The sequence below is a fragment of the Streptomyces sp. MZ04 genome, assembly GCF_004684775.1.
Taxonomy (GTDB): domain Bacteria; phylum Actinomycetota; class Actinomycetes; order Streptomycetales; family Streptomycetaceae; genus Streptomyces.
Map to the genome: position 1 here is coordinate 22,814 of NZ_SRIC01000045.1, position 16,920 is coordinate 39,733.

The 16,920-nt window shown below is 71.2% G+C and carries 14 protein-coding genes; 4 read left to right on the forward strand and 10 right to left on the reverse strand.

From position 1 onward, the window contains the following. Nucleotides 1–103: 103 nt before the first annotated feature. From E2651_RS13065 to E2651_RS13080, 4 genes are all read right to left on the reverse strand, one after another. Nucleotides 104–886, reverse strand: a complete 783-nt coding sequence (locus E2651_RS13065; protein WP_135331259.1) for an oxidoreductase — start codon at nucleotides 884–886, stop codon at nucleotides 104–106. A 132-nt stretch (nucleotides 887–1,018) separates the two neighbouring features. Further along, entirely contained in the window at nucleotides 1,019–1,597 is a 579-nt protein-coding gene (locus E2651_RS13070) for a TetR/AcrR family transcriptional regulator (RefSeq protein ID WP_135331260.1), read from the reverse strand. Between the two features lie 79 nt (nucleotides 1,598–1,676). Continuing rightward, nucleotides 1,677–3,182: a DEAD/DEAH box helicase gene (locus E2651_RS13075; protein ID WP_135331261.1), complete on the reverse strand. Its 1,506-nt coding sequence runs from the start codon at nucleotides 3,180–3,182 to the stop codon at nucleotides 1,677–1,679. A 170-nt stretch (nucleotides 3,183–3,352) separates the two neighbouring features. Continuing rightward, on the reverse strand, nucleotides 3,353–3,556 hold the full coding sequence (locus E2651_RS13080) for a cold-shock protein (protein ID WP_135331262.1): 204 nt from the start codon (nucleotides 3,554–3,556) through the stop codon (nucleotides 3,353–3,355). Nucleotides 3,557–4,090: 534 nt separating this feature from the next. Here E2651_RS13080 and E2651_RS13085 point away from each other — a divergent pair. Then, the gene (locus E2651_RS13085) at nucleotides 4,091–5,209 is read left to right on the forward strand and encodes a substrate-binding domain-containing protein (protein ID WP_135331263.1); all 1,119 of its coding nucleotides are present in this window, start codon (nucleotides 4,091–4,093) and stop codon (nucleotides 5,207–5,209) included. 37 nt (nucleotides 5,210–5,246) lie between these two features. Here E2651_RS13085 and E2651_RS13090 read toward each other — a convergent pair whose 3' ends face one another. Genes E2651_RS13090 through E2651_RS13105 form a run of 4 tightly spaced genes read right to left on the reverse strand, consistent with a single transcriptional unit; the run spans nucleotide 5,247 to nucleotide 10,078 of the window. After that, nucleotides 5,247–6,395 (reverse strand): XdhC/CoxI family protein, encoded by a 1,149-nt coding sequence (locus E2651_RS13090; protein ID WP_135331264.1) that lies wholly within the window; start codon nucleotides 6,393–6,395, stop codon nucleotides 5,247–5,249. Further along, a complete protein-coding gene (locus E2651_RS13095) occupies nucleotides 6,388–8,523 on the reverse strand; it encodes a xanthine dehydrogenase family protein molybdopterin-binding subunit (protein WP_135331265.1) in 2,136 nt (711 codons plus the stop codon). The genes E2651_RS13090 and E2651_RS13095 overlap by 8 nt, the downstream gene beginning before the upstream one ends. Then, nucleotides 8,520–9,512: a xanthine dehydrogenase family protein subunit M gene (locus tag E2651_RS13100; RefSeq protein ID WP_135331266.1), complete on the reverse strand. Its 993-nt coding sequence runs from the start codon at nucleotides 9,510–9,512 to the stop codon at nucleotides 8,520–8,522. The genes E2651_RS13095 and E2651_RS13100 overlap by 4 nt, the downstream gene beginning before the upstream one ends. After that, the gene (locus tag E2651_RS13105) at nucleotides 9,509–10,078 is read right to left on the reverse strand and encodes a 2Fe-2S iron-sulfur cluster-binding protein (protein ID WP_135331267.1); all 570 of its coding nucleotides are present in this window, start codon (nucleotides 10,076–10,078) and stop codon (nucleotides 9,509–9,511) included. Before E2651_RS13105 ends, E2651_RS13100 begins: the two co-directional genes overlap by 4 nt. Before the next feature lie 342 nt (nucleotides 10,079–10,420). Here E2651_RS13105 and E2651_RS13110 point away from each other — a divergent pair, with 342 nt between their 5' ends. Then, the gene (locus tag E2651_RS13110; protein WP_135331268.1) at nucleotides 10,421–10,999 is read left to right on the forward strand and encodes a TetR/AcrR family transcriptional regulator; all 579 of its coding nucleotides are present in this window, start codon (nucleotides 10,421–10,423) and stop codon (nucleotides 10,997–10,999) included. Here E2651_RS13110 and E2651_RS13115 read toward each other — a convergent pair. After that, on the reverse strand, nucleotides 10,962–12,449 hold the full coding sequence (locus E2651_RS13115; protein ID WP_135331269.1) for an MFS transporter: 1,488 nt from the start codon (nucleotides 12,447–12,449) through the stop codon (nucleotides 10,962–10,964). The genes E2651_RS13110 and E2651_RS13115 overlap by 38 nt on opposite strands. A gap of 221 nt (nucleotides 12,450–12,670) precedes the next feature. Between E2651_RS13115 and E2651_RS13120 the strand changes: the two genes are divergently transcribed. After that, nucleotides 12,671–14,905, forward strand: coding sequence for an FUSC family protein (locus E2651_RS13120; RefSeq protein ID WP_135331273.1), 2,235 nt, complete (start codon nucleotides 12,671–12,673; stop codon nucleotides 14,903–14,905). Here the strand turns inward: E2651_RS13120 and E2651_RS13125 are convergent. After that, on the reverse strand, nucleotides 14,878–15,993 hold the full coding sequence (locus E2651_RS13125) for an alkene reductase (protein WP_135331270.1): 1,116 nt from the start codon (nucleotides 15,991–15,993) through the stop codon (nucleotides 14,878–14,880). The two genes, E2651_RS13120 and E2651_RS13125, sit on opposite strands and share 28 nt — an antisense overlap. Before the next feature lie 156 nt (nucleotides 15,994–16,149). On the opposite strand from E2651_RS13125, the gene E2651_RS13130 reads away from it, so the two are divergent. Then, nucleotides 16,150–16,920, forward strand: a 771-nt coding sequence (locus E2651_RS13130) for an AfsR/SARP family transcriptional regulator (protein ID WP_135331271.1), incomplete at its 3' end; no start/stop codon positions are given.

Consider the following 16,920-nt stretch of genomic DNA (forward strand, 5'->3'; position numbering starts at 1 on the left):
TCAGGCTCCCTCCGCCCGCCTCCGGCCAGGCCCCGCTCCCCGACCTGACCGATGGCGACTGCCGCGACCCGCCCCGCGCGGTGGCATCCGGCGCGGCCTCGCCTCAGATCGTCTTCACCGTGCCGCCGTCGATGACATGGTCGGCACCCGTGATGTTCCCGGCCACGTCCGAGAGCAAGAAGGTGATCAGGGACGCCACTTCCCGCGCTTCGGTGATCCGTCCGGTCGTGATGCCGAACGCGTCGGGGATCTGTTCGAGGAACGCGCCGTGCTCGGCACCGGCCCCGGCGGCCACCTTGCCGCCGAAGCCCTCGGGGTCCTCCCAGATGGCGGTGCGCACCACGCCGGGCGAGACCGTGTTGACGCGTACGCCCTTCGGGCCGAACTCCTCGGCCAGGGACTTGCCGAGGGCGGTGAGCGCCGCCTTGGCCGCGCTGTAGGCGACGGGACCGGCCGCGGGGAGCCGGGAGTTGATGGACGAGACGTTGACGATCGCGCCGCGCCGCTCGATCAGGCTGGGCAGCGCGGCGCGGGTGACGCGGACCGCGCTGAGCAGGTTGAGGTCGAAGATGCCCTGCCACTGCGCGTCCCCGGTGTCGAGGAAGCCGACCGGCTCCACCATGTCGCCGCCACCGACATTGTTCACCAGCAGGTCGATGCCGCCCAGTTCGGCGAAGGCGGCGTCCATGAGGGTGGCCACGCCCTCGGCGGTGCCGAGGTCCGCGGAGACCGCGAAGGCTCCGCTCTCCTTGAGTTCGGGGGTGATGGTGCGGGCGGCGCCCACGACGCGTACGCCTTCGCCGATCAGTGCCTCGACGGTGGCCAGGCCGATGCCGCGGCTCGCGCCGGTGACGACGGCGGTCTTGGAGTTCAGGTCGAGCTGCATGTTTTCCCCGGTCCTTGGGTGGAGTTCGGACAGTTCTTGAACTGTAAGTACAAAATAACGGCAGAGAGATGAAGCGCGTCGGACACTGATGCTTGATACGTCAGGCACCGACTCCAGACGAGGGCCAGAACGTCAGAGCGCGTCGACCGTCGCGTCGATCACCCTGGAGAGGCGGTCCGGCCCTTCGGCGACGCGGGCCATGAGCCGCAGGCCGACGATCGTCGTCAGGAGCAGACTCCCGACGCCCCGGGCGTCGCGAGCGGGATCGATCTCCCCCGCCCGCTGCCCCTTTTCGACCAGCACCTGGAACGCCTCTTCGGTGCGGTCGAACATCCGCCGCACCAGTTCGGTCGCCACCTCGTCCACCCCCGCCAGCTCCGCCGCGGTGTTCACCGCCATACAGCCACGGCGATCCGGGTCGGCGAGGTCCATGTCGACGAGGAGCCAGAGCGCCGCGCGCAGCCGTTCCTTGACGGGCCCCGACTCCTCGAGCATCTCGATGAGGGCCAGCGCCTGGCTGTCGCGGTAGCGGCGCAGCGCCCGCTCGAACAGGGCGTGCTTGCTGCCGAAGGTGTTGTAGAGACTGCCCTTGCCGATGCCGAGCGCGTCGACGAGGTCCTGTGGCGTGGTGGCGGCGTACCCCTTGCGCCAGAACACGTCCATGGCCTGCTCGACGGCGGCGTCCGGATCGAACTGCTTCGGCCTTCCCATGATCAGGACTGTAGACCGTTCTTGACCCAAAGGTCAAGAACGGTCTACGTCATGAACGGTACGGGCCGAGCGTCAGGCGTCAGGCGCTGCGACGCACCCGCGCCGCCTTGCGGGCCTCGGCCAGTTCACGGGACTCGGCGGTCCGCCGGGAGCCACCTGTGGCCCGCCCCGGACGGGTACCCATCCCGCGGAAGGGTGCGCCGCCCCGCTTGGGCCGCTCGGCGGTGGGCGCGGCGCCGCTGATGGGGACGCCGGAGGGCGCCTTCGCACCGGTGATACGGCTCAACTCCGCCTCGCCGGAGCGGACTTGAGTGATCTGCGGCCGGATTCCGGCGGCAGCCATCAGGCGGCTCATGTCGCGCTTCTGGTTGGGCAGGACGAGGGTCACCACGCTGCCGGACTCGCCGGCGCGGGCGGTGCGGCCGCCGCGGTGCAGATAGTCCTTGTGGTCGCTGGGCGGGTCGACGTTGACCACCAGGTCGAGGTTGTCCACGTGGATGCCGCGGGCCGCGACGTTCGTCGCCACCAGGACCGTCACATCACCGGTCTTGAACTGGGCGAGCGTGCGGGTGCGCTGCGGCTGCGACTTGCCGCCGTGCAGCGCGGCCGCGCGTACGCCGCTGCCCAGCAGATGCCGGGTGAACTGGTCGACGGCGTGCTTGGTGTCCAGGAACATGATCACGCGGCCGTCGCGGGCGGCGATCTCGGTGGCGGCGGCGGTCTTGTCGGCGCCGTGCACGTGCAGCTCGTGGTGGCGCATCGTGGTGACCGCGCCCGCCGAGGGGTCGACGGAGTGGACGACCGGGTCCTGGAGGTAGCGGCGCACCAGGAGGTCGACGTTGCGGTCGAGGGTGGCCGAGAACAGCATGCGCTGACCGTTGGGCCGCACCTGGTCGAGCAGCTCGGTGACCTGGGGCATGAAGCCCATGTCGGCCATCTGGTCGGCCTCGTCGAGGACGGTGATGGCCACCCGGTCGAGGCGGCAGTCCCGGCGCTCGATGAGGTCCTTGAGGCGGCCCGGCGTCGCGACGAGCACCTCGGCACCACTGCGCAGCGCACCGGCCTGCCTGCCGATCGACATGCCGCCGACCACGGTGGCGATACGCAGCTTCAGCGCCCTCGCGTACGGGGTGAGCGCCTCGGTGACCTGCTGGGCGAGCTCGCGCGTCGGCACGAGGACCAGGGCCAGCGGCTGCTTCGAGTCGGCGCGCTGTCCGGCGGTACGGGCGAGGAGCGGGAGGCCGAAGGCGAGGGTCTTGCCGGATCCGGTGCGGCCACGGCCCAGTACGTCGCGGCCCGCGAGCGCGTTCGGCAGCGTGGCGGCCTGGATCGGGAACGGCTCCGTCACGCCGAGGCCGGTCAGCGTCTTCAGGAGAATTTCCGGCATGTCGAGCTCGCCGAAGGCCTCCACCGCGGGCAGGCCGGGGGTGACGGTGACGGGGAGCGCGAACTCGCCCTGCGGTGCGGCGGGGCGACGGCTCTGCCCGCCGGGACGGCCGCCGTTACCGCGGGAACGCTGGGCGGCGAAACCGCGGGGATTGGACTTGCCGGAATAGCGATCGTTCGTACGACCTGAACGGTTCACGGAGAACCTTCCTCGATATGGCACGCATCGAGGAATTCTCGGCGAAAACCAGCCGAACGAATTGCAAGCACGAGCCGAACAAAAGAAAAACTCAAAAACTCTGTAAACAGCAACGAGCTGGTGCCCGCACCGTGAGGTGCGGGCACCAGCCTCGTGTCAACGCGTCAGCGTCAGGCGGGGACGATGTTCTCCGCCTGCGGGCCCTTCTGGCCCTGCGTGACGTCGAAGGTCACCTTCTGACCTTCCTGGAGCTCACGGAAGCCCTGGGTGGCGATGTTCGAGTAGTGGGCGAAGACGTCCGGGCCGCCACCCTCCTGCTCGATGAAGCCGAAGCCCTTTTCCGAGTTGAACCACTTCACGGTGCCGTTAGCCATACTAAAATCTCCTTCGGGGCAAAGCCCGGAGTCCACACTGTGCGAACCCCGGCGTCGCCACGTTGATTGCCCCGTCCGGAAAACTGCACCGGAAATACAAAAGTGCCCGGCGGATCAGATCCGCTTAAGGCACTTGAAGTCTTATGGGAACCACAACTGCAACTTCGATGAACAGTAGCACGGTATGAGCTTCCCGGCACGGTCAGGCTCTAAATATTTCTCCCACGAGAACGAGGAATGCGGCGAGAACCGCCCTGGCGGAGCGGTCACACACGCCACGGAGGGCCCGGCGGCGTGACCGGCGGCATGACCGGCGGCGTGACCGGCTCGCCCGGCGACGCCACCCGCCGCGTCGAGCCGGCACCCGCCCCCCGCGTCCACTAGGTCCGGCATATCCAGAACAGTTCAACTCTGAAACACATGATGCCATTGTCATCTCGTTATCACTTGAGTCCTTGACGCCAGCAGGGCCGCCGGGTTGGCTTTCAGCCACCTCGGACTGCAAGGAAGCGGTCAGGTCTAGGAAGTGGACGAATGAAATCCCGTAGACGTGAAGCCACCGTCGTCGTGACCGTGGGCGTGCTGGCCCTCTCGCTCGCCGCATGTGGCGGCCTGTTCGACAGCGACGACGGAACCAAGGACGACAGGAAGGGCGACGACGTCACCATCGGCCTGCTGCTGCCCGAATCAGAGACGGCACGCTACGAGAAGTTCGACCACCCGATCATCGAGAAGCAGGTCAAGAAGCTGACCAACGGCAAGGGCAAGCTCGTCTACGCCAACGCCGACCAGGATGCCGCCAAGCAGAGCGGCCAGCTCGAGAAGATGGTCGCCGACAAGGTCGACGTGGTGCTGGTCAGCGCGGTGGACGCGAAGAAGATCGCCCCGGCCGTCGAGAAGGCGAAGGACGCGGACATCCCCGTGATCGCCTACGACCGGCTCGCCGAGGGGCCCGTCTCCGGCTACGTGGCCTTCGACAACGAACTGGTGGGCCAGGTCCAGGGCCAGGGGCTCATCAAGGCGCTCGGGAACGGCGCCCGCAAGAGCAGCAAGATCGTCATGATCAACGGTTCGCCGACCGACCCGAACGCCGCCGTCTTCAAGGACGGCGCGCTCTCCCAGCTCGACAACCGCGTGGACATCGCCAAGTCGTACGACACCGAGGGCTGGAAGCCGGAGACGGCACGCGCCCATATGACCGACGCGATCACCGCGCTCGGCAAGGAGAACATCGCGGGCGTCTACTCCGCCAACGACGGCATGGCGGGCGGCATCATCAAAGCCCTGAAGGCATCGGGCCTCACCGAGCTGCCCCCGGTCACCGGCCAGGACGCGGAGCTGCCGGCCGTGCAGCGCGTCGTCGCGGGCGAGCAGTACATGAGCGTCTACAAGTCGTACCCCGAGGAGGCCGTGGGCGCCGCGCAGATGGCGGTCAGGATCGCCCAGGGCCGCATGGTCGAGTTCGACGCCCTGGCCGGCGACAGGTCCGACAACGCCACCACGAAGGACATCCCGTCCCTCCTGGTGTCGGTCCGCCCGCTGACCCAGGACACCATCAAGTCCACGGTCATCGCGGACGGCATCTACAAGACGTCGGAGATCTGCACGCCCGCCTACAAGGCGGCCTGCGCGGCGATCGGCCTCAAGGGCTAGCCACGGCTGCGGCCGGGAGTCATGGCTCCCGGCCGCGTCACGCCGCTGCGTGCGCCCCGCCCGAACCGTCCTCCCGGTCGTGGTGGATCGGCGTGCCCGATCCGGTCAGTGGCATGCCCGTGCCGCCGCGGCGTGCCGCGACGATCTCGGCCGCGATGGACAGGGCGGTCTCCTCCGGCGTGCGGGCGCCGATGTCCAGGCCGATCGGGGACCGCAGTCGCGCCAGCTCCCCTTCTGTCACGCCGACTTCGCGCAGCCGCCGGTTGCGGTCCTCGTGGGTGCGGCGCGAGCCCATGGCGCCGACGAACGCGACCGGCATGCGCAGCGCCGCCTCCAGGAGCGGAATGTCGAACTTGGCGTCGTGCGTGAGGACGCACAGGACGGTGCGGGCGTCCGTCCGGGTGCGCCGCAGGTAGCGGTGCGGCCAGTCGACCACGACCTCGTCGGCCTCGGGGAAGCGGGCCCGTGTGGCGAAGACCGGACGGGCGTCGCACACCGTCACCTCGTAGCCGAGGAACTTGCCCGTGCGCACCAGGGCCGCGGCGAAGTCGACCGCGCCGAAGACGATCATGCGGGGCGGCGGCACGCTCGTCTCGACGAACAGCGTCAGCGGCTCCCCGCAGCGCGATCCGTCCTCCGAGACGCCGAACTCGCCGGTGCGGCCCGCGTCCAGCATCGCGCGGGTCTCCCCCGCCACCGTGCGGTCGAGGTCCGGGTGCCCTTCCAGGCCGCTTTCGTACGATCCGTCGGCGCGCACCAGCAGGGGCCTGCCCAGGAATTCGGCCGGGCCCTCCACCACGCGGGCGATCGCCGCCGCCTCCCCGTTCGCGGCGGCCGAGAGCGCCGCCGCGAACACGGTCCTGGCGGGCGCGTCCTCGGCCACCGGTGTGACCAGGACCTCGATGACCCCGCCGCAGGTCAGGCCGACGGCGAAGGCGTCCTCGTCGCTGTAGCCGAAGCGCTCGCGCACCGCCGTGCCGTCCTCGAGGGCCTGGACGCACAGGTCGTACACCGCCCCTTCCACGCAGCCGCCGGAGACCGAGCCGATGGCGGTGCCCTCGCTGTCGACGGCGAGGGCGGCGCCGGGCGGGCGCGGCGCGCTGCCGCCCACCGCCACGACGGTGGCGACGGCGAACGCCCGGCCCTCCCGCAGCCACCGGTCGAGGTCGGCGGCGATGTCAAGCATCGCGGGCCCCTGCCGCGTCCAGGACGCGGTCGGGGCGGATCGGCAGCGACCGGTGGCGTACGCCTGTCGCGTGCCAGACCGCGTTGGCGATCGCCGCCGCGGCGCCCACGATGCCGATCTCGCCGATGCCCTTGATGCCGACGGGGTCGTCCGCGTCCGGGTCGTCCACCCAGTCCGCCTCGATGTGCGGCACATCCGCGTTGGCAGCGAAGTGGTAGCCCGCGAAGTCGGCGCCGACATGGCCGCCCGTCGCCTGGTCCCTGACCGCCTCCTCGTGCAGCGCCATCGACAGGCCCCAGGTCATGCCGCCGACGAGCTGGCTGCGTGCGGTCAGCGGGTTGACGATGCGGCCCGCCGCGAAGATGCCGAGCATCCGTCGTACGCGTACCTCGCCCGTGGTGACGTCCACGGCGACCTCCGCGAACTGCGCGCCGTAGGAGTGCCGTTCCTTCTGGGCGAGCGCGAAGACGTACTCACTGGTGTCGGATCGCACGGTGATCCCCTGCGGCGGGATGTCGCCGCCCAGGGCCAGTTGCTCCCGCAGTTCACGCACCGCGGCCGTGACCGCCCAGCCCCAGGAGCGGGTGCCCATCGAGCCGCCGGAGATGGCCGCCGGGCCGAAGTCGCTGTCGCCGATGCGCACATGGACGCGGTCCTGGGCCACTTCGAGGGCGTCCGCGGCGATCAGGGTCAGCGCGGTCCGCGCCCCCGTCCCGACGTCCGCCGCGGTGATCCGCACGGTGAAGGTGCCGTCGGCCTCCGCCGTCACGGCCGCCGTGGACGGCATCGCGAGCACCGGGAAGGTGGCCGCCGCCGTGCCGGTGCCGATCAGCCAGCGCCCTTCGCGCCGCAGGCCGGGGCGCGGGTCCCGGTCCGCCCAGCCGAACCTGCGGGCGCCCTCCTCGAAGCAGGCCACGAGATTGCGGGAGCCGAACGGCAGCCCGGAGACGGGGCCCACGTCCGGTTCGTTGCGGGCGCGCAGCGCGATCGGGTCCAGTCCTGTCCGCTCGGCGAGTTCGTCGAGCGCGGACTCCAGGGCGAACGAACCGGGAGCCTCGCCGGGCGCGCGCATGAAGGTCGGCGTCGGCACGTCTAGGCGCACCACGCGGTTGACGCTGTGATGGGCGTCGGAGGCGTACATCGGACGCCCGAACCCGGCGCTGCCCTCGACGAATTCATGCACCTTCGACGTGAGGCTGTGCGCCTGGTGCCCGACGGCGCGCAGCCGCCCGTCGGCGTCGGCGCCGAGCCGGACGCGCTGGGCGGTGGGGCTGCGGTAGCCGGTGAGCGAGAACAGCTGGCGACGGGTGAGGACGACCCTGACGGGGCGGTCGAGCACGGTCGCCGCCATCACGGCGAGGATCTGGTGGACGCGTACGCCCTTGGAACCGAAGGCTCCGCCGACGTGCTCGGACCGCACCCGTACCGAGGCCGGGTCGAGCGAGAACAGCTTCGCCAGCTCGTCCGCGACCCAGGTGCTGCCCTGGTTGGAGTCGACGACCTCGAGGCGTCCCGCGTCCCAGCGCGCCATCGCGGCGTGCGGCTCCATCGAGCTGTGGTGCTCTTCGGGTGTGCTGTACTCCTCGTCCACGACATGGGCGGACGCGGCGAGTTCGGCGTCCAGGTCGCCCTTCGCCATCTGGTGGTTGTCACCGTCCGGGATGTACGTGTCGGGGTGCGCGGCGGAGAACGCGACGTCGTGCGGCTCCGCCTCGTACTTCACCACCAGCGCCTCGGCGGCCTCTCGCGCCTGCTCGGAGGTCTCGGCGACGACCAGCGCCACCGGCCAGCCGACGAACGGCACCCGGTCGTGCTGGAAGACCTCGACGATCGGGTCGGGCGGGCCGAGCATGCTGATGTAGTCGCTGTCGACGCGCGGAGCGGTCCCGTGGTGCAGGACGGCCAGGACGCCGGGCATCTCGCGCACGGCGTCCGACTCGACCGAGCTGATCCGGCCGCGGGCGATCGTGGACAACACCACCCAGCCGTGGGCGAGTTCGGCGAAGGGGATCTCTCCCGCGTACCGGGCCGCGCCGGTGACCTTGTCCCGGCCCTCCACTCGGGTGTACGAAGCGCCGACGGCGCCCGTCACCGCGGTGGATGTGGTGGTCGTGGTCGGCGTCGTCATCGGGCCGCCTCCTCGGTGAGCTCGGTCAGCATCGCGACGACGAGGTTGCGCAGCAGCGTCACCTTGTAGCCGTTGTGGGGCAGCGTCCGCGCGGCCGCCAGTTCGGCGTCCGCGGCGGCGGCGAAGGCCTCGGCGGTCGCCGGGCCCCCCGTCAGGACCCGCTCGGCCTCCCGGGCGCGCCACGGCCGGGACGCCACCGCCCCGAAGGCGAGGCGCACTTCGCGTACGACACCGTCCTGGACGTCGAGCGCCGCGGCGATCGAGCCGATCGCGAAGGCGTACGACGCGCGCTCGCGCACCTTGCGGTAGCGGGAGACGGCGGCGACCGGGGCCGGGGGCAGGGTGATGCCGGTGATCAGCGCGCCGGACGGCAGCGCGGTCTCCAGGTGCGGCGTTTCGCCGACCGGCAGGTAGAACTCGGCGAGCGGCAACTCGCCGGTCCCGTCGGCTGTTTCGTACGAGACGACGGCGTCGAAGGCGGCGAGCGCCACCCCCATGTCCGACGGGTGGACGGCCACGCAGTGTCCGGAGGCGCCGAGGATCGCGTGGTTGTGGTGCTCGCCCTCGATGGCGGGGCAACCGCTGCCGGGGGCACGCTTGTTGCACGGCTTCGTCAGATCGGTGAAGTAGCCGCAGCGGGTGCGCTGGAGCAGGTTCCCGCCGACCGTGGCCATGTTGCGCAGCTGCCCCGAGGCGCCCGCGAGCACGGCCTGCGCCAACGCCGGGTAGTTGCGGCGCACTTCGGGGTGGGCGGCGAGGTCGCTGTTGGTGACGGTCGCGCCGATCCGCAGCCCGCCGTCGTCGGTGACCTCGATCCGGTCGAGGGGCAGTTCGCGTACGTCGACGAGCAGGGCGGGCCGCTCCACGCCCGTCTTCATCAGGTCGACGAGGTTGGTACCGCCGCCGAGAACGCGCGCGTCGGGGTCGGCGCCGAGCAGCGCGACCGCGCCGGGGACGTCGATCGCGCGCCGGTAGTCGAATTCCCTCATGCCACAGCCTCCGTACCCGCGGTCTCGGTACCCGCGGTCTCGTTCGCGGCGGCCTGGGCGACCGCCTGCACGATCGACACATACGCGCCGCAGCGGCACAGGTTGCCGCTCATCCGCTCCCTGATCTCGTCGGCGGTCAGCTGTGGCACACCCGCCTCGGGCCGTACGTCGGTGGTCGCGGCGCTCGGCCAGCCCGCGGCGTGCTCCTCGATCACCGCGATGGCCGAGCAGATCTGTCCCGGTGTGCAGTAGCCGCACTGGTAGCCGTCGAGGTCGAGGAAGGCCTGCTGCACGGGGTGCAGCCGGTCGCCGTCGGCCACGCCTTCGATGGTGGTGATCACCCGGCCTTCGGCGGCGACCGCGAGCTGCAGACAGGAGACGGCCCTGCGGCCGTCGATCAGGACCGTGCAGGCGCCGCACTGGCCCTGGTCACAGCCCTTCTTGGTGCCGGTCAGATCGAGGCGCTCGCGCAGCGCGTCGAGCAGGGTGGTGCGGTGGTCGACGGGCAGCGTGTGCTTTTCGCCGTTGATGTTCAAAGTGATGGCGCTGGACGTCGATGGAGCCACGATCAGCCTTCTTTCGCTTCTGTCAGCTTCTTCAGCAACTGCCGCACGAGAGCGGGAGCGTGGAACGAGGCGATCCCGACGGTGAGTTCGGGAGGAGATGGCGCTGTGCGTAGGGGTGCCGCACGCGACACCGTCGAAGTGCGGCGAAGGACGGTCGGCCGCGATCGCGACGGCCATCCCCCGCCGGCCGATTCTGCCGGTATGGTGAGCCTAAGCGGACAGCTGTCCGCAAACATTGAATTTAGCGGACAGTTGTCCGCTTAGCAAGGCTTGGCGGGGCTCAGCAAGACCGGCACGGACTGCGGCGAGACGCCGACGCCGCGATTTCCGGGAGGAGGACGAGTGCGGGAGCAGAAGGACCCACGGCTGCGCTCGGACGCGCAACGGAATCGCGAGCGCATCCTGGAAGTGGCCCTCGCGGAGCTGACGCGGTCGGCCGACGTCCCCCTGAGCGCGATCGCGAAGAAGGCCTGCGTCGGGCAGGGGACCTTCTACCGCAACTTCCCCAACCGGGAGGCACTCGTCCTCGAGGTCTACCGCTACGAGGTCCAGCAGGTCTGCGACACGGCGTGCCAGCTGCTCGAGACCCGCGCCCCCGACCAGGCCCTGCGGGAGTGGATGGACCGGCTCGCGCAGTTCGCCATGGCCAAGGCCGGTCTGGCGGACGCGATGCGCAGCGCCACCAGCTCGCGCGGCACCCTGATCGGCCTCGGCCATGGCTCGCTGGCCTCGGCCGTCACGCTGCTGCTCGAGGCGAACGAGGAGGCGGGCACGATCCGCGCCGGCCTGACCCCCGACGACTTCATGCTCGCCATCGCGGGCCTCTGGCAGATCGACCCGCACGGCGACTGGCAGGTGCGCGCCGGACGGCTCCTCGACCTCGTCATGGACGGACTGCGGGCCGGCGCCCCCGGGCGATGAGCGGTGCGGTGACGCACGCGGCGGCGACGAGGATGCCGAAGGCGACGGTCAAGGCCACCGCGTAGCCGTGCACGGACGCCGACGTCGGCGTGGCACCGCCCCGGGACGCCAGGTAGGACGCGGCCGCGCTCGCCGCGACGGTGTTGAGCAGGGCGGTGCCGAGTGCGGCTCCCAGTTGCTGCGAGGCGTTGTAGGCCGCGGCCGCGGCTCCGATGTCCTGCGGGCGCATTCCCGCGGTGGCCAGGCTCGCGGTCGGTGGTATGACGCAGCCGAGGCCGAGGCCCGTCAGGACCAGCGCGGGCAGCAGGTACGCCGGAAGGACGTGCGTGCTCTCAGCGGTGAGCCGGGTCAGGACGAACATCCCGGCTGCCGCCGCGAGCAGCCCCGGCAGGATCAGCGCCGCAGGTGCGACGCGTCCGTGCAGCCGCCCGGCGACGAGCGTCGCGCCGACCAGCGCGGCCACGGCGTTGACGATCAGCGTCAGGCCCGCCTGGACCGGCGAATGGCCGAGGACCGTCTGCGTGTAGTAGCTCATGAAGAGGTAGAAGCCGAACATCGCGACGAACAGCAGGGTGATGGCGACGAACGCGCCGGCCCGCGCACGGTCCAGGAGCACCCGCATCGGCAGCAGCGGCTGCGGTGCCCTGACCTCCACGGCCGCGAACGCGACGAGCAGCAGGACGCCGGCCACGAGGAGGGTGAGGACCAGCGGGGCGTCCCACCCGCGCGGCTCGGCCTCGTTGAAGGCGTACACGATCGCGGCGAAGCCCGCGGCGCTGAGCAGGGCGCCCGCCACATCGAGCCTGCCCGCCCCGCGCACCGGCCGGTCCCGTGGCACGAAGGCCGCGCCGAGTACGGCGAACAGCGCGACGGGGACGTTGACGTAGAGGCACCAGCGCCAGCTCGCGTACTCGGTGAGCAGTCCCCCTGCGACCAGGCCGACGGCCGATCCGGCGGCGCCCACCGCGGCGAACACGCCGAACGCCCGGCCCCGTTCCCCCGGTTCGGAGAAGGTGATCGTCAGGAGCGAGAGCCCGGCGGGCGCGAGCACCGCGGCGAACGCTCCCTGCAGGGCCCTCGCCCCGAACAGCATCCCGGGGTTCGCCGCGGCCCCGCCGAGCGCGGACGCCGCGGCGAAGCCGATCAGACCGATGAGGAACGTATGCCGATGGCCGAGCGCCCCGCTGATCCGTCCGCCGATCAGCAGCAGCCCGCCGAAGGCCAGTGCGTACGCGGTGATGGCCCACTGGCGGCTCGCGTCGGACATGCCAAGCGCGCTCTGCGCGGAGGGCAGGGCGATGTTCACGATCGTCCCGTCGAGGACGACGAGGAGCTGGGCGGCGCTGACCGCGAGGAGGGTCCACCAGCGGCGGGGGCCGGGGGTGTCCGGGGTCTCCCGGGTGTCGGGGCACAGCTGTGCCCCGGGGATTTCCTTGTCTGCTGGATTCATGACTTCAAGTCTTTCGTTGAAGTGAATCCGGAGACTTTCGCCGCTTCCGCCCCGCGTCTTACGGGTCGAGACGCACCCGACCCTCAAGCCCCGGTTGCGTCCTGCCGTGCCAGAATCTCGCCCTGAACAGCGGCGATGAGGGTGTGAGCGCAGTGACACGGCAGACCAGGACCGGCACGTGGGACCGCTTCGTGGCATCGGACCCGGGGCTGCTGCGGCTGATGGCGGGGCTCCGGACGGTCGCGGCGATCGCCCTGACGCTCGTCGTCCTCGCCCTGTTCGGCACGGACGTCACACACATGGTCGCGGGCGCCATGACGGCCATGGTCGCCACCTTCGCCATCAAGGAGAAGGAGGTGCGCGAGCAGGCGGTCACCCTCGCGCTGGGCCTGCCCGTCTCACTGGCGGCGATATCGCTCGCGGCGCTCCTTCACGACCAGGTCATCGCGGGTGATGTGTTCTTCGTGGCGCTGATCTTCGGCGCCGTCTACAGCCGCCGGTTCGGCGACCGGGGCACGGCGCTCGGCCTGATCGGCTTCCAGGTCTACTTCGTCTCGCTCTTCGTCGGCGCCACCGGGGCGGCGCTTCCCGAGCTGTATCTGGCCCTGACCGTCGCCTTCGTATGCGGCGCGATCGTCCGGTTCGCCGTGGTGCCGGAGTCGCCCGAGCGCGACCTGGGCCGGCTCCGGGTCGCCTTCCGGGCGCGGCTCGCGCAGCTGGTGGCCACCCAGATCGAGCTCCTGGACGCCACCCCCGAACAGTTGGAGAAGGTCCTCGACGAGCTGCGCCGGGGCACCGCCCGGCTGCACGAGACGGCCCTGATGATCCAGGGCCGCCTGGAGGAGGGCACACCCGACGCGGCGACCGCGGCCCTGGTGCAACGCCGTGTCGCGGACGCGGAGATCGCCGCCGAACGGCTCGGCGTCCTCCTTCTGAACGCGCGCAGCGCCGAGAGCGCGGACACCATCACCCTGCATCTGCCGCACGCGCCCGTACCGGAGACCGGCACGCGGTTCCGCCCCGAGGACGACGCGACGCTCACCCTGCGCCGGGACCTGAGGGCGCTGCACCTGCTGGTGTCCCGGCCGGTCGCCGCCGATCGGGGCACGGCCCTCGCGCACCTGCGCAACAGGCTGCTCGGCTACCGCGACGAGGACAATCTGCCGCGGGCCTCGATCGCCGTCCAGGACGTCTTCCGCGGCATCGGCGAGGCCGCCCGCGCCGTGCTCGGGCTGCGGCTCGCCCTGGACGGGCCGCAGGACGAGTCCGACGACTCGCCCGCGACGACCCGCTCCCGCGAGGAGTTCGACGCGGAGGACATCGCGATCGCCGGTGTCGAGCAGATCGATGAGGCGGAGGACGACGAGCCCTCCGGCCTTCGGCGCCCCACCACCCGGGCCGCGTTCCAGGTCGCGGTGGGCTCGACGCTCGCCATCATCGGCGGCGAGTTCCTCTCCACGCAGCGCTGGTACTGGGCGGTGCTGACCTGCTGGGTGGTGTTCCTCAACACCGCGTCCACCGGCGAGATCATGGTCAAGAGTTACCGGCGGCTGCTCGGCACCGTGCTCGGCGTGGTCGCCGGTGTGGCCCTCGCGGGGCTCGTCGGCAACCACACCTGGCTCGCCTTCGGCCTCGTACTGCTCTTCATCTTCGCGATGTTCTTCACCGCTCCCCTGTCGTACGCGCTGATGTCCTTCTTCGTCACGGCGATGCTGGGCCTGCTCTACACCCTCCTGAACACCTACAGCCTCTCCGTGCTCTGGCTGCGCATCGAGGAGACGGCACTCGGCGCGGCCTGCGGCATCATCGCCGCCGTCCTCGTCCTGCCGGTGCACACCGACCGCCGCACCGACGAGCTGCTCAGCACGGTCCTCGCCCGGCTCGCCGACGTCGTCTCCGCGTCGGTGGAGCAGCTCAGCGGCGGCCCCGCGGCCGATCTCCTGGACAAGGCACGGGACTTGGACACCGCGCTCGACGATCTGCGCGCCTCCGTCCAGCCGCTGACCCACCCGATCACCCCGCTGCGCGGCCGCCGCCGGACCGCCCGCTATCTGGTGGCGCTCCTGGAGACCTGCGCGTACCACGCGCGTTCCCTGGCGGCGACGGCCGAACTCGTGCCGTACAGCAAGACCGTCGCGGCCGATCCGCGCCTGGCCAGGGCCGCCCGGCGCATCGCCCACAACCTCGACGTCATCACGGCGTACGTGGACGACGACAAGACCGGCGGCGAGGTCGAGTCCGGCGCGAGCATCGCCTCCATGCTGGAGGCCGACGGGTCCGGCGCGCTGCGCTCGGGCACGGTGGCCTACCGCGTCCTGCGCCATCTGCAGCGCCTCGACGAAGGCGTGGTGGGCCTCGCCCGCCCCCTCGACGTACCGGTGGCGGGCCGCCCGGGGAGCAAGGCGAGGCGCGCCCGCGTGGTGCCCGCTCAAGGTGCGGACAGCACAGGCACCTGAGCCTCGTCGAGCACCGGGTAGTCGGTGTACCCGGCCTCCCCGCCCGTGTACATCAGCCCCTTCTCGCGTACGGGATTGAGCGGCGCCCCGATGCGCATCCGCTCGACCAGGTCGGGGTTGGCGAGGAACGAGCGGCCGAGCGAGATCAGGTCGGCTCCCGCGGAGAGGAGCCGCTCGCCCGCGGCCCGTCCGCCGTCGGCGGGCAGCGGACCTCCCCAGCCGAGCACCGGGTTGGCGATGAGCGTGCCGGGCCAATCCTTACGGATCTTCTGGAAGACGGCCTGGTCCGGGTCGGCGAAGACGACGTGCAGATAGGCCAGGCCACCGCCCGCATCCGCGAGGGCCTCGACGAGCGCCGGGTAGATGTCCTCGGTGTCGCCCTCGTCGATGCCGTTGACGGTCAGTCCGGGAGCGATGCGTACGCCGACGCGCTCCGGGCCGATCGCGGCGGCGACGGCCTCGACCACCTCCACGACGAAGCGGATGCGGTTGGCCACCGGGCCGCCGTAGGCGTCGGTACGGTGGTTGGTGCCCTTCGCCAGGAACTGGTGGAGGAGGTAGCCGTTGGCGGCGTGCACCTCCACCCCGGCGAAGCCGGCGTCGACGGCGCGGCGGGCGGCCGCGGCGAAGTCCGCCACGGTGGAGTGGATCTCGTCGACGGTCATCTCGCGTGGCACGGCGGCCGGCTGGTGCCCGCTCGGGGTGAAGATCGTGTCAGGCAGCGGCACCGGCGAAGGTGCGACGGGCGTCAGTCCGCTGGTGTCGGGGTGGCCGACCCGGCCGCCGTGCTGCAACTGCAGGAACATCCGGCCGCCCGCGGCGTGCACGGCATCGGTGACCTGCCGCCACCCGGCGACGTGCGCCTCGGTGTGCATCGCGGTGATGTTCGGGTAGGTCTGGCCCACCGCGTTGGGCGTGGCGGCCTCGGCGATGATGAGCCCGGCGGACGCACGCTGTGCGTAGTAGGTCGCCATGATCGCCTGCGGGACGCCGTCGGCGTCGGCGCGGTTGCGCGTCATCGGTGCCATCACAAGGCGGTTGGGGAGGTCCAGGGTGCCGAGCTGAGCGGTTTCGAACAAGCGGGACATGGCGGTACCAACCTCTACGGTGTCTGCGGCGCGCTGTCTTCGTCGCCGTCAGGAATGACTGTGCGGCCGGGCGCTTCGGAAGACCTGATGGTCCGCTGACGATCGACTGCTGGTCCGCCGCCGGTCCGCTGAAGTGCGCTGTGTACGGTGGCGCACATGCGTTTCGGGGTGCTCGGTCCACTGACGGTGTGGGACGACGAGGGGGAACCGGTCAGGGTTCCCGAGGCGAAGGTCAGGGCGCTGCTCGCCGATCTTCTCGTACACGAGGGACAGCCGGTCTCGGCCGACCGGCTCATCGACGACCTGTGGGGACAGCAGCCGCCGGGCAATCCCGCCAACGCCCTGCAGTCCAAGGTCTCCCAGCTGCGCAGGGCGCTGGGCGCCGACCGTGTCGTACGCCAGATCCCCGGATACCGGCTGCGCGTCGATCCGGCCGCGGACGAGGTGGACGCGGACCGGTTCCGCACCCTGGTGGCCGAGGCCCGGACGACGGGCGATGCGCGCCTGCGGGCCGGACTCCTGACCCAGGCGCTGGAGTTGTGGCGCGGTCCCGCGTACGCGGACTTCGCGGACGAGGAGTTCGTACGCGCCGCGGCGCACCGCCTGGCGGAACAGCGCCTGGGCGTACTGGAGGAACAGGCCGAGGCCCGCCTGGCATCGGGTGACCACGCGCTGCTGCTCGGCGAGCTGACCGACGAAGTGACCCGCCATCCCCTAAGGGAGCGCCTGCGCGCGGTACAGATGCGGGCGCTGTACCTGGCGGGCCGCCAGAGCGAGGCGCTCACTTCGTACGCGGAACTGCGCGAGCACCTCGCGGATGAACTGGGCCTGGATCCGGGGCCGGAGGTGACGGCACTCCATGAGGCGATTTTGCGGCAGGATCCGGGGCTTATTCCTGGGGGCGCGGGTGGCGCGGGTGGCGCGGGT

Excerpts from the sequence above, each read along its gene's own strand:
- E2651_RS13065 (WP_135331259.1), bottom strand. The coding sequence starts at position 886 with ATGCAGCTCGACCTGAACTCCAAGACCGCCGTCGTCACCGGCGCGAGC.
- E2651_RS13070 (WP_135331260.1), bottom strand. The coding sequence starts at position 1,597 with ATGGGAAGGCCGAAGCAGTTCGATCCGGACGCCGCCGTCGAGCAGGCC.
- E2651_RS13080 (WP_135331262.1), bottom strand. The coding sequence starts at position 3,556 with ATGGCTAACGGCACCGTGAAGTGGTTCAACTCGGAAAAGGGCTTCGGC.
- E2651_RS13085 (WP_135331263.1), top strand. The coding sequence starts at position 4,091 with ATGAAATCCCGTAGACGTGAAGCCACCGTCGTCGTGACCGTGGGCGTG.
- E2651_RS13090 (WP_135331264.1), bottom strand. The coding sequence starts at position 6,395 with ATGCTTGACATCGCCGCCGACCTCGACCGGTGGCTGCGGGAGGGCCGG.
- E2651_RS13095 (WP_135331265.1), bottom strand. The coding sequence starts at position 8,523 with ATGACGACGCCGACCACGACCACCACATCCACCGCGGTGACGGGCGCC.
- E2651_RS13100 (WP_135331266.1), bottom strand. The coding sequence starts at position 9,512 with ATGAGGGAATTCGACTACCGGCGCGCGATCGACGTCCCCGGCGCGGTC.
- E2651_RS13115 (WP_135331269.1), bottom strand. The coding sequence starts at position 12,449 with ATGAATCCAGCAGACAAGGAAATCCCCGGGGCACAGCTGTGCCCCGAC.
- E2651_RS13120 (WP_135331273.1), top strand. The coding sequence starts at position 12,671 with ATGGCGGGGCTCCGGACGGTCGCGGCGATCGCCCTGACGCTCGTCGTC.
- E2651_RS13125 (WP_135331270.1), bottom strand. The coding sequence starts at position 15,993 with ATGTCCCGCTTGTTCGAAACCGCTCAGCTCGGCACCCTGGACCTCCCC.